Source organism: Enterobacter sp. PL_is511, from assembly GCF_055816065.1.
Map to the genome: position 1 here is coordinate 136,721 of NZ_JBVPGP010000021.1, position 12,688 is coordinate 149,408.

General features: G+C 55.1%; 10 protein-coding genes. 6 read left to right on the top strand and 4 right to left on the bottom strand.

Annotation, left to right across the window (positions count from 1 at the left end; translation table 11 throughout):
* Positions 1–47: 47 nt before the first annotated feature.
* Positions 48–1,286, bottom strand: a complete 1,239-nt coding sequence (alaC, locus tag AC0TN7_RS09995) for an alanine transaminase (RefSeq protein WP_023308710.1) — start codon at positions 1,284–1,286, stop codon at positions 48–50.
* A 386-nt stretch (positions 1,287–1,672) separates the two neighbouring features.
* Here alaC and AC0TN7_RS10000 point away from each other — a divergent pair, with 386 nt between their 5' ends.
* Both AC0TN7_RS10000 and AC0TN7_RS10005 read left to right on the top strand, forming a co-directional pair.
* The gene (locus AC0TN7_RS10000) at positions 1,673–3,379 is read left to right on the top strand and encodes a sensor histidine kinase (protein ID WP_024907633.1); all 1,707 of its coding nucleotides are present in this window, start codon (positions 1,673–1,675) and stop codon (positions 3,377–3,379) included.
* 3 nt (positions 3,380–3,382) lie between these two features.
* Complete coding sequence (locus AC0TN7_RS10005) at positions 3,383–4,114, top strand: LytR/AlgR family response regulator transcription factor (RefSeq protein ID WP_061714689.1); 732 nt, start codon at positions 3,383–3,385, stop codon at positions 4,112–4,114.
* Positions 4,115–4,149: 35 nt separating this feature from the next.
* On the opposite strand, the gene glk is transcribed toward AC0TN7_RS10005, so the two are convergent.
* A complete protein-coding gene (glk, locus tag AC0TN7_RS10010) occupies positions 4,150–5,115 on the bottom strand; it encodes a glucokinase (RefSeq protein ID WP_048029635.1) in 966 nt (321 codons plus the stop codon).
* A 205-nt stretch (positions 5,116–5,320) separates the two neighbouring features.
* Here glk and AC0TN7_RS10015 point away from each other — a divergent pair, with 205 nt between their 5' ends.
* Positions 5,321–6,556, top strand: a complete 1,236-nt coding sequence (locus AC0TN7_RS10015; protein ID WP_048990063.1) for an ion channel protein — start codon at positions 5,321–5,323, stop codon at positions 6,554–6,556.
* Here the strand turns inward: AC0TN7_RS10015 and ipdC are convergent, their stop codons facing one another.
* A complete protein-coding gene (gene ipdC / locus AC0TN7_RS10020; RefSeq protein ID WP_024907629.1) occupies positions 6,557–8,215 on the bottom strand; it encodes an indolepyruvate decarboxylase in 1,659 nt (552 codons plus the stop codon).
* Between the two features lie 187 nt (positions 8,216–8,402).
* Here ipdC and mgrA point away from each other — a divergent pair, with 187 nt between their 5' ends.
* On the top strand, positions 8,403–9,401 hold the full coding sequence (gene mgrA, locus AC0TN7_RS10025) for an L-glyceraldehyde 3-phosphate reductase (protein ID WP_473702119.1): 999 nt from the start codon (positions 8,403–8,405) through the stop codon (positions 9,399–9,401).
* A 127-nt stretch (positions 9,402–9,528) separates the two neighbouring features.
* A complete protein-coding gene (locus tag AC0TN7_RS10030) occupies positions 9,529–9,879 on the top strand; it encodes a DUF2502 domain-containing protein (RefSeq protein ID WP_024907627.1) in 351 nt (116 codons plus the stop codon).
* Positions 9,880–9,912: 33 nt separating this feature from the next.
* Here the strand turns inward: AC0TN7_RS10030 and AC0TN7_RS10035 are convergent, their stop codons facing one another.
* Positions 9,913–11,151 carry an Nramp family divalent metal transporter gene (locus AC0TN7_RS10035; protein WP_024907626.1) on the bottom strand — a complete coding sequence of 413 codons (1,239 nt, stop codon included), beginning with the start codon at positions 11,149–11,151 and terminating at the stop codon, positions 9,913–9,915.
* A gap of 348 nt (positions 11,152–11,499) precedes the next feature.
* Here AC0TN7_RS10035 and AC0TN7_RS10040 point away from each other — a divergent pair, with 348 nt between their 5' ends.
* Positions 11,500–12,687 (top strand): NupC/NupG family nucleoside CNT transporter, encoded by a 1,188-nt coding sequence (locus AC0TN7_RS10040; protein WP_024907625.1) that lies wholly within the window; start codon positions 11,500–11,502, stop codon positions 12,685–12,687.
* Position 12,688: the final 1 nt, after the last annotated feature.

Here is a 12,688-nt window from a genome sequence, read left to right on the forward strand (position 1 = left end):
AATATGCAGTCAAAAAAACAGGAGCCATCGGCTCCTGTTTTTTTATGTCATGACGACGCGGGATGTTCAGCGACGCTCTTTGAAGTGAGAAGACCGTCGGCCCGGAACATACTCTTGATGCCCCTCACCGCCTGACGGATACGATCGCTGTTTTCAATCAGGGCAAATCGCACATGGGTGTCGCCGTAATCACCAAAGCCAATGCCCGGTGATACGCACACCTTCGCATCCTGCAGCAGCTTTTTGGCAAACTCCAGCGAGCCCATCGCCGCGTAAGGCTCCGGAATTTTCGCCCAGACGTACATGGACGCCTTCGGCATTTCCACCATCCAGCCCGCTTCATGCAAGCCCTTTACCAGCACGTCACGGCGGCGCTTATACTGGGCGGCAATCTCGTGAACGCACTGCTGGTCGCCTTCCAGGGCAGCGATAGCCGCGACCTGTAGCGGCGTGAAGGTACCGTAGTCGTGGTAACTCTTAATGCGCGCCAGGGCACTCACCAGCGTTTTGTTACCCACCATAAAGCCAATACGCCAGCCCGCCATGTTGTAGCTTTTTGACAGCGTAAAGAACTCTACCGCCACGTCACGCGCCCCCGGGACCTGCATAATGGAAGGGGCTTTCCAGCCGTCATAGACGATGTCAGCGTAGGCTAAATCGTGAACCACCAGCACGTCATAACGTTTAGCCAGGGCGACGACTTTCTCGAAGAAATCGAGCTCCACGCACTGGGCCGTTGGGTTCGACGGGAAACCGAGGATCATCATCTTCGGTTTCGGGTAGCTTTCACGAATCGCACGCTCCAGTTCGTTAAAGAAATCGACACCTTCCACCAGCGGAACGGAACGAACCTGCGCCCCGGCAATCACCGCGCCGTAGATGTGGATCGGATAGCTTGGATTAGGCACCAGCACCGTATCGCCATGATCCAGCGTGGCCAGCATCAGGTGTGCCAGCCCCTCTTTCGAGCCGATGGTGACAATCGCTTCACTTTCCGGATCGATATCAACCTGATAGCGATCCTGATACCAGCGCGAGATCGCGCGACGTAATCTGGGAATACCGCGAGAGGTTGAGTAGCCGTGCGTATCCGGACGCTGGGCAACCGTGCAGAGCTTTTCAACGATATGCGGCGGCGTTGGGCCGTCAGGGTTACCCATGCTGAAATCAATAATATCTTCGCCGCGCCGACGCGCAGCCATTTTCAGTTCAGCAGTGATATTGAAAACATAAGGGGGGAGACGATCGATACGCGTAAAACGGCGTTCAGGACTGAATTCAGCCATAGATTCCTCAGATTAACGTTAGCGCCCGGACCGTCCGAGCGACGCTGCCACCGATGTGGCATGCTTAGAAAATAACCTGAAAAAAATCATGCTGTCGAGAGGGAAATGAAAAAAAAGCGATCGCCTGAAAACCGGAACCCGGCAGTGCCAAAAAGCGGAAGCCCCTGTTTCAGGGTTGGCTTTCTGATAGCCGTTATTTAACAGGATGATATCAAAACAGTTACCTGACGATGCGCTGACTATAAAAAATAAGGCCGTGTCCGTTACCGCCGGACAATCCCCTTTAAGAATTATGGTTTTTCCTCATTTGATAAACCTGACGGATAGCTGGTCAATACGCGCCAGGTTTTTTATCATGGTTCTTTCCCGTTTTCCCAGGTCTACTCGTGCACGAAATATTCACTATGCTGCTGGCGGTTTTTGACCGTGCGGCATTAATGCTGATTTGCCTGTTCTTCCTCATCCGCATTCGCCTGTTTCGCGAGCTGTTGCACAAATCCGCCCACTCGCCAAAAGAGCTGCTGGCCGTTACCGCCATCTTTTCGCTGTTCGCCCTGTTCAGCACCTGGTCAGGCGTGCCGGTAGAGGGGTCGCTGGTTAACGTGCGCATTATCGCCGTGATGTCCGGCGGAATTTTGTTTGGCCCGTGGGTGGGCGTTATCACCGGCGTGATTGCCGGAACCCATCGCTACCTGATTGATATCGGCGGCGTAACGGCGGTGCCCTGCTTTATTACCAGCATTATCGCCGGGGTGCTCTCCGGCTGGATCAGCCGCAAAATCCCGAAAAAACAGCGCTGGCGCGCCGGGATCGTCGCAGGCATGGTGTGCGAAACGCTGACTATGATCCTGGTCGTCGTCTGGGCCCCCACCACCGCGCTGGGGCTGGATATCGTCTCGAAAATCGGGATTCCGATGATCCTGGGCAGCGTGTGCATCGGTTTTATCGTGCTGCTGGTGCAAAGCGTTGAAGGGGAAAAAGAAGCCAGCGCCGCCCGTCAGGCCAAGCTGGCGCTGGATATCGCCAACAAAACGCTGCCGCTTTTCCGCCACGTTAATGCGGAATCGTTGCGTCAGGTCTGCGAGATTATCCGCCACGACATCCACGCAGACGCCGTCGCCATCACCAATATTGACCACGTGCTGGCCTATGTTGGCGTCGGGGAACACAACTATCGCGATAATGATGACACCATCAGCCCGACCACCAGACAGGCGATCAATTACGGTAAAATCATTATTAAAAACAATGACGAAGCCCACAGAACGCCGGAAATCCACTCCATGCTGGTTATTCCGCTGTGGGAGAAAGGCGTCGTGACGGGCACGCTGAAAATTTATTACTGTCACGCGCATCAGATCACCTCCTCCCTGCAGGAGATGGCGATTGGCCTGTCGCAGATTATCTCCACTCAGCTGGAAGTCTCCCGTGCAGAACAGCTGCGTGAGATGGCAAATAAGGCAGAGCTGCGCGCGCTGCAGAGCAAAATCAATCCCCATTTCCTGTTTAACGCGCTGAACGCGATCTCCTCGTCCATTCGTCTTAATCCGGACACCGCGCGCCAGCTGATTTTTAACCTGTCCCGCTATCTGCGCTACAACATCGAGCTGAAAGATGACGAGCAGATCGACATCAAAAAAGAGCTGTATCAGATCAAGGATTACATCGCCATTGAACAGGCGCGCTTTGGTGACAAGCTCACGGTCATTTACGATATTGATGAAGAGGTCAACTGCGTGATTCCGAGCCTGCTTATCCAGCCGCTGGTCGAAAACGCGATTGTTCACGGCATTCAGCCCTGTAAAGGCAAAGGGGTGGTCACCATCAGCATCACCGAAAGCGGTAACCGGGTACGCATTGCCGTGCGCGATACCGGCCACGGGATTGACCCAAAAGTCATTGAGCGCGTGGAGTCTAACGAGATGCCCGGGAATAAAATCGGCCTGCTGAACGTGCACCACCGGGTCAAGCTGCTTTACGGCGACGGACTGCATATTCAGCGTCTTGAGCCGGGCACCGAAATTGCTTTTTACGTCCCGAATGAGCGTTCTCCCGTTCATTCGACAACATCACTGTTGCCCCAGGTGGAGTAACCCATGAAAGTTATCATCGTAGAAGATGAATTCCTGGCTCAACAGGAGCTCACCTGGCTTATCAACACCCACAGCCAGATGGAGATTGTGGGTACGTTTGATGATGGTCTGGACGTGCTGAAGTTTTTGCAGCATAACCGGGTCGACGCCATCTTCCTGGATATCAACATTCCGTCGCTGGATGGCGTATTGCTGGCGCAAAACATCAATCAGTTTGCCCATAAGCCGTTTATCGTTTTCGTTACCGCCTGGAAAGAGCACGCCGTTGAGGCCTTCGAGCTGGAGGCGTTTGACTATATCCTTAAGCCTTACCAGGAGTCGCGGATTGTCAGCATGCTGCAAAAGCTGGAGGCCGCATGGCAGCAGCAGACCGCCCCCGCTAGCGCCACCCCAACGGTACGGGAAAACGACACCATTAATCTGGTCAAAGATGAGCGCATCATCGTGACGCCGGTCAATGATATCTACTATGCCGAAGCCCATGAAAAGATGACGTTTGTCTATACGCGGCGGGAATCTTACGTGATAGCGATGAACATCACCGAGTTTTGCAGCAAGCTGCCTGCGTCGCACTTTTTCCGCTGCCACCGCTCGTTCTGCGTGAATTTAAACAAGATCCGCGAAATCGAACCCTGGTTTAACAACACCTACATTTTGCGCCTGAAGGATCTGGATTTTCAGGTGCCGGTGAGCCGCAGCAAGGTGAAAGAGTTCCGCCAGCTGATGCACCTGTAAAGAAAAAGCCCTCTCCAGCGGGAGAGGGCTCTACGTCACAGGATTTGACCGAGAACCTGACGCAGATGGGCACCCGAACCCAGCAGGCCAGGGTTATCATGCACGATCAGATAAACCGGAATGTCCTGCACGTAGCTTCTGAAACGCCCTTTATCCTCAAACCCGCCGCGGAAGCCGGAGGCTTTGAAGAAGTCGAGGAAGCGCGGCACAATTCCGCCTGCGATATAAACGCCCCCGAAGGTGCCCAGCGTCAGCGCCAGGTTGCCGCCGAAGCGTCCCATAATCACGCAGAATAGCGACAGGGCACGACGGCAGTCAATGCAGCTGTCCGCCAGCGCTCGTTCGGTGACGTCTTTCGGCTGCAGGTTTTCCGGCAGACGACCGTCAGATTTCACAATCGCACGGTACAGGTTCACCAGCCCCGGCCCCGAAAGGACGCGCTCGGCGGAGACGTGGCCGATCTCAGCGCGTAATTCTTCAAGGATAATGCCCTCTTCTTCGCTGTTTGGCGCAAAGTCTACGTGGCCGCCTTCACCCGGCAGGCTCACCCAGCGCTGAGCAACGTGCACCAGATGTGAAACGCCCAGGCCGGTACCGGCCCCGTAAACCGCAATCGGCTTACCTTCGACAGGTTCAGCGCCGCCAAACTGGATCAGATGCTCCGGCTTCAGCATCGGGATCGCCATGGACACCGCGGTGAAGTCATTGATGATTTCAAGATGCGCAAAGCCGAGGTTTTTTTTCATCTCGGCGATGGAGAATGCCCAGGTATGGTTGGTCATGGCGACCCAGTCGCCGGTTATCGGGCAGGCAATGGCGATGCAGCCATCTTCGACGCTAACCTGATGCTCGTCCAGATAGACGCGGACAACGGCCTCAAGGCTTGGATAATCCAGCCCTGAGTAGGTTTTCGCCCGGGAAATTTCACCGCTACTTACATCGCATAATGCGAGGCGCGCGTTCGTGCCGCCCACATCACCTACCAAAGCATACTTTGTCATTCTTCTACTGCTCCGCTAAAGTCAGAATAAATCTTTGGGACACTGTAAATTCAAGGCGTGATAACAACAACGGCCGTAAGGTGAATGCCCATGGATTATCGATCTTCGTCACAGAATAACTTTACCGTTTCAGCACCTTTTGCACTATTGCCATAAAGCTTAATGTGCAAAGTAACGTAATACCGTTTTGTACAAGGAAATCATCATGCTCCACCCGCGAGCCAGAACCATGCTGTTGCTGGCCATTCCGGCGCTAATCATTGGCGTGGTTTCAAGCCTGGTGCTCATTGTCGTGATGAAAGTCGCGTCGGTGCTGCAAACACTATTATGGAACGCACTTCCTGCAGGACTGGGCGTCACCGCTGACTCCCCTGCCTGGATCGTTGTGATGCTAACGTTGACCGGTATTGCGGTGGGCCTGGTGATCCGTTTCAGTCCTGGCCATGCTGGACCAGACCCGGCACAGGAACCGCTGATTGGTGCCCCGGTTTCCCCTTCGGCACTGCCGGGGCTGATTATCGCGTTGATTCTCGGTCTGGCCGGTGGCGTCAGCCTGGGACCAGAGCATCCGATTATGGCGGTCAACATTGGCCTGGCGGTTTTCCTCGGTTCACGCATTTTGCCCCGCGTCGGCGCGCTGGACTGGACCATTCTCGCCTCCGCAGGCACCATCGGAGCGCTTTTCGGTACACCCGTCGCTGCCGCACTGATCTTTTCGCAGACGCTCAGCAGCAATAACGACGTCCCCCTCTGGGATAAACTCTTTGCGCCGCTGATGGCCGCCGCCGCCGGGGCGTTGACCACCAGTCTGTTTTTCCATCCCCATTTTTCCCTCTCACTCCCCCACTACGGCCAGATGCAAATCGCCGATATTTTCAGCGGCGCCATCGTCGTTGCTATCGCCATCGCGCTGGGGATGGTGGCGGTATGGTGCCTTCCACGTCTGCACCGGCTAATGCATAGACTCAAACACCCGGTGTTAATTCTGGGGGCTGGCGGTTTGATCCTCGGTATTTTAGGGGCAATCGGTGGGCCGGTGACGCTGTTTAAAGGTCTGGACGAGATGCAGCAGCTGGCCTTCAGCCAGGTATTTAGCGTCTCCGACTATCTGCTGTTTGCCGTAATCAAGCTGGCAGCGCTGGTGGTGGCGGCCGCCTGCGGTTTCCGCGGTGGACGCATCTTCCCGGCGGTCTTTGTTGGCGTCGCGCTGGGGCTGATGCTGCACGAACATGTCGATGCGGTGCCGGCGGCGATTACCGTCTCATGCTCTATTCTGGGACTGGTTCTGGTGGTCACGCGCGACGCGTGGCTCAGCCTGTTCATGGCGGCGGTAGTCGTACCGGATTCGACGCTTTTCCCTCTGCTTTGTATCGTGATGTTGCCCGCCTGGCTCCTGCTGGCGGGCAAACCGATGATGATGGCCTGGCGAAACGACAAGTAGTCAGGCGTTATTGCGCGCTTCCAGCGCTTTGGTAAGCGCCCCCAGCAGCGGTGGGATATCTGCTTTCGGCAGCATCACCTCAATCAGCGAGAGCCGCTCGTGGTGCGCTACTTTTTCAAGGACGTCCGCCAGCTGCTCCGCTTCACTGACCCGCCAGCACTGGGCCTGAGGATCAAGGCTCAGTGCCTGCGGGATTTGCGTCCAGTTCCATAGCGCAATGTCGTTATACCGCTGCTCAGGCCCGTGGATCGCCCTTTCTACCGTGTACCCTTCGTTGTTCAGAACCAGAATGATGGGGTGCTGTTTATCCCGCAGCATCGAGCCTAGCTCCTGAATGGTGAGCTGTGCCGCGCCATCCCCCGTCAGCACAATTACGCGCCGGTTCGGGCAGGCCGTTTGTGCGCCAAATGCCGCCGCCAGCGTATAGCCGATCGATCCCCACAGCGGCTGTACGATAAAATTCACGTCAGCCGGCAGACGAAGGTCGATCGCGCCGAAGGCCGAGGTGCCCTGATCCGCAAGAATGATGTCCCCCGGGCGGATAAACGTCTGCAACGTTTGCCAGAAATTCGCCTGCGTCAGCGAGCCATCCGGCTGCGGGTAGGCCATCGCGCTTTGAGAGGCCGGTACCGGCGTATCGTGTACGTGCTGTTTACACAGCTCCACCAGCGTTTCGATTGCCTGGAGCATGGGGATGCCGGTAAACCAGATATCACCGACGCGTGAGGCGTGAGGCTGAACTTCTATCGTTTGAGCCGGGGTAAGCTGATGCGTGAAGCCGGCGGTCAGGGTGTCGGTAAAACGCGTGCCGATGCACAGCACGGTATCCGCCCCTTCAATCGCCTCTTTTACCGCGCCGGCGCTCGCCGAACCGCTGTACGTGCCGTAAAAACCGGCGTGACGCTCGTCGAATATCCCTTTGCCCATCAGCATGGTGGCGTGTGCCATCGGCACGTCTTTTACCCATTTCTGTAGCGCATGCTTCAGGCCATGGCGCAGGACAAGGAAATCGGCCAGCAGCGCAGTACGCTTGCTCCTGGCAAGCCTGTTCTCTGCGGCATCCCGGAACGCTTTCAGGCAGGCGCTATCGGCATGCGCGTGCCGGAGCGTGAGAGCGTTTACAGGCGGTGTGGCGGCCTTTTTAGCCACGTCGGCGGGCAGCATCAGATAGCCGGGACGACGTTCCCGGAGCATGGTCGTTAATACCCGGTCGATTTCATAACAGGCGTTTTGTTCGGTCAGGATCGCCTGTGCAGCGGTGATCGGTTCGCTCATATGGTAAAAATGACGAAACTCACCGTCGCCCAGCGTATGGTGCAGCAGCTCACCTCTTTGCTGTGACGCCGTACCCGGCGCACCCACAATATGCAAGACCGGAACGTGCTCGGCGTAGCTGCCCGCAATGCCGTTCATGGCGCTTAACTCTCCTACGCCAAATGTCGTCAGCAGCGCGGCGAAGCCCTTACATCGGGCATATCCGTCCGCGGCGTAAGAGGCGTTTAATTCGTTGGCACAGCCCACCCAACAGATATCCGGGCTGTCTATCACATGGTCGAGAAACTGCAGGTTATAGTCGCCCGGCACGCCAAACAGATGATCGGCTCCACAATCTGTAAGACGGTCCAGCAGGTAATCGGCGACGCAGTATGGGGTACGCATAAACAGGTATCCTTCTAATGTTTTGACCTCACCTTGAGTATTAAATAAGCGTGATGGCTGTCCAGAATTGGCGATAAGAAGACCATGGAAAGAATGCTTTACAAAAAAGGCTGCGCTATGCTGCTTTTTTTCACGTAAATGTAAACGCATACACTGATTTTTTACTTCAGCGCCAGAGGTTACGAAAATGGGTTATCAGCCGGATAAAAATCGTTATGGGACAATGGAGTATCGCCGCTGCGGGCAAAGCGGGCTCAGGTTGCCCGCCATCTCGCTTGGGCTGTGGCATAACTTTGGTGACACCACTCTTATCGAAAACAGCCGTCAACTTTTACAGCGTGCGTTCGATCTGGGCATTACGCATTTCGACCTTGCCAACAACTATGGCCCGCCTCCCGGATCGGCCGAACGTAATTTCGGCCGTATTTTGCAGGAGGATTTCCTGCCCTGGCGCGATGAGCTGATCGTCTCTACCAAAGCGGGTTATACCATGTGGGAGGGGCCTTACGGCGACTGGGGATCACGCAAATATCTGCTGGCAAGCCTCGATCAAAGCCTGAAGCGCATGGGGCTGGAGTATGTGGATATCTTCTATCATCACCGGCCAGATCCGGAAACGCCGCTGCAGGAAACCATGAAAGCGCTTGACTATGTGGTGCGCCAGGGAAAAGCCCTGTATGTCGGGTTATCCAACTACCCGGCTGTTCTGGCTCGCCAGGCGATTGATATCCTTAATGACCTCGGTACGCCCTGCCTGATCCACCAACCGAAATACTCCCTCTTTGAACGTGCGCCGGAAGCGGGACTGCTGAACGTGCTGCAGGAAAAAGGGGTTGGCTGTATTCCCTTCTCGCCGCTGGCCGGCGGGCAACTTACCAACCGCTATCTGAACGGCATTCCGGCAGACTCACGCGCGGCAAGCGGCAGTAAGTTCCTTAACCCTGACCAGATAACCGAAGAGAAGCTGGAGAAGGTTAGAAAGCTGAATGCCATTGCGGAAGAGCGCGGCCAGAAGCTGTCCCAGATGGCGCTGGCCTGGGTATTACGCCATGAGAATGTGACGTCAGTACTGATTGGGGCAAGTAAAGCGTCGCAGATTGATGACGCCGTGGGCATGCTGGCAAACCGCCATTTCTCTGCGGAAGAACTGTCCCGTATAGAAGGCATTCTGAACAGCTCAAAATAGAACCACTTTTAGCAAAAAGTGCTCTCCCTCAGGAATTCGGAGTTGAGGCGATGAAACGAGGCTTTACCAACTCGTAAAATTGCGTTAACAGGCCCCACAAAGGCCCCGATCGTGAAGGAGAAAGAGTATGTTCAGGTCACTGATTCTTGCAGCGGTATTACTGGCTTCAGCCCCGCTGATCGCCACTGCGGGCGAAATCACCCTGTTGCCATCAGTAAAATTACAAATTGGCGATCGTGATGACTACGGCAGATACTGGGACGGTGGCTACTGGCGCGACCGTGACTACTGGAACCGTCACTATGAGTGGCGCGGAGACCGCTGGTGGAAACATGATAACGGCAGACACCGCGGCTGGTATAAAGACAGCGCCTACGAGCGCGGCTACCGTGAAGGGTGGAACGATCGTGATGACCGTCGCGGCGGCTGGGGTCGCGGCAAAGGTCACGGACATGGCCACCACGGTCATGACGATTAACAGCAAAAAGGAGCCTCACGGCTCCTTTTTCTTTTAGAGTCCCAACGCTGTCCCAATCAGCAGCCACAGGTTCAGCGCCACCACCACCACCACGATGGCCCACCCGGTCCGTTTCACCAGCGTTGAGTTGACCAGTTCACCCATCAGGTTTTTGTCGCTGGTAAAGATCAGCAGCGGCACCAGCGCCAGTGCGATGCCAAAGCTTAGCAGCACCTGGCTCATGACCAGAATTCGCGTTGGGTCGAGCCCCATCAGAATCACCACAAATGACGGCAGCATGGTGACGGAGCGACGCACCCACAGCGGAATATGGAACCGGACAAACCCCTGCATCACCACCTGGCCTGCCAGCGTGCCCACCACCGTGGAAGAAAGACCGGCAGCCACCAGGCTAAGACCAAATATCGTGGCGGCAGCATGGCTCAGTAGCGGCTCCAGCGTGAGATACGCCTGGTCGAGATCGGCAATACCGGTGTGACCGTTAAAGTGGAAAGCGGCAGCTGCGGTAGCCATCATCGCCAGATTGACAAACCCGGCGATGGTCATGGCGATCGCCACGTCCCATTTGGTGGCGGAGTAACGCTCTTTGCGCGTCCCACCGTGGAGATGCTGCGTCAGCGAGGAGTGCAGGTAAATCACATGCGGCATGATGGTCGCCCCCAATACCCCGGCGGCCAGGAACACCGCTTCCGAGGTTGGCAGGCTTGGGATCGCCATCCCTTTAGCGAGCTGCGCCAGATTCGGCTGTGAGAAAATCAGCTCGACGATATAGGCCGCCGCGACAAACAGCAGCAGACCGCCAATGACCTTCTCCAGCGGCTTTTGACCCCGACGCTGTAGCATCAGGATCAGGAACGTGGCAATCCCGGTGAGTACCGCCCCCTGCAACAGCGACACGCCCAGAATCAGCTTAAAGCCGATCGCTGCGCCGATAAACTCAGCGAGGTCAGTGGCCATAGCGATGATTTCCGCCTGAATCCAGTAGAGCCAGACGGCCGGACGCGGATAATGGTCGCGAATTTGCTCCGCCAGGTTTTTGCCCGTGGCAATCCCCAGCTTTGCAGAGAGCATCTGAATCAGCATCGCCATCAGGTTAGCCCAGACGACCACCCACAGCAGCTTATAGCCGAAGCTGGCCCCGGCCTGAATATTGGTCGCAAAGTTACCTGGATCGATATAGCCAATGGCAGCGATGAACGCAGGTCCCATTAATGCGAACCGCAACTTGCGCGCGGCTCTGCCACTGCTACCCTCTACGCGACTGTTTGTCATTTCTGCCTCTGAAATATAGCCTTTGCTATGTTTAATGCTATCAAAATGAGAATGATTATCAAGTTCATTTGTGAAGTTTACAGTGATTTCTCTGATAGCTTTGAACGATAGACGGGCGGGTAAGTGGGGCGATCTAACAGAAACTGAAATCGCGCGCGCTTTTGTGAAGACTAGCACACAAACTTAACTTTTCACTCATTTACCTAACATAACAAAAATGTATTGTGGATCACTATTTTTGAGACTCGTCACAGGATGTAACTATAGTGTGTCCTCGATCTCGTTTTCTTTTCCCTTGTTACATAGAATGTGCACGAAAATTAAACCTGCCTCATATTTGGAGCAAATATGGACCGCGTCCTTCATTTTGTCCTGGCACTTGTTGTCGTTACTGCACTCGCATTGCTGGTCAGCACAGACCGCAAAAAAATTCGTATCCGTTATGTTGTCCAGCTGCTGGTCATTGAAGTTTTACTTGCGTGGTTCTTCCTGAACTCCAACGTAGGCCTCGGCTTCGTAAAAGGCTTCTCCGAAATGTTCGAAAAACTGCTCGGATTCGCCAATGAAGGGACCAACTTTGTCTTCGGTAAAATGAACGACGAAGGTCTGGCGTTCTTCTTCCTGAAGGTTCTCTGCCCAATCGTCTTCATCTCCGCACTGATCGGTATTCTGCAGCACATCCGCGTTCTGCCGTTCATTATTCGTGGAATTGGCTTCCTGTTATCCAAAGTGAACGGCATGGGCAAGCTGGAATCCTTTAACGCCGTCAGTTCCCTGATCCTCGGTCAGTCTGAGAACTTCATCGCGTATAAAGATATTCTCGGCAAAATGTCCCGTAACCGCATGTACACCATGGCGGCAACCGCAATGTCTACCGTTTCCATGTCTATCGTGGGTGCGTATATGACCATGCTGGAGCCGAAGTATGTTGTTGCGGCGCTGGTTCTGAACATGTTCAGCACCTTTATCGTTCTGTCGCTGATCAACCCGTACCGCGTTGACGCCAGCGAAGAGAACATCCAGATGTCAAACCTGCACGAAGGCCAGAGCTTCTTCGAAATGCTGGGTGAATACATTCTGGCTGGTTTCAAAGTGGCGATTATCGTTGCCGCCATGCTGATCGGCTTCATTGCGCTGATTTCTGGCCTGAACGCCCTGTTCGCCGCGGTGCTGGGTATCTCCTTCCAGGGGATTCTGGGCTACATCTTCTACCCTGTTGCATGGGTGATGGGTGTTCCGGCTCACGAAGCGCTGCAGGTGGGCAGTATCATGGCAACCAAGCTGGTTTCTAACGAATTCGTTGCGATGATGGATCTGCAGAAAATTGCCAGCACGCTTTCTCCGCGCGCGGAAGGCATTCTCTCCGTGTTCCTGGTCTCCTTCGCTAACTTCTCGTCCATCGGGATTATCGCGGGTGCGATTAAAGGTCTGAACGAAGAACAGGGTAACGTGGTTTCTCGCTTTGGCCTGAAGCTGGTTTACGGCTCTACGCTGGTGAGCGTCCTGTCTGCTTCCATCGCGGCACTGGTACTGTAAC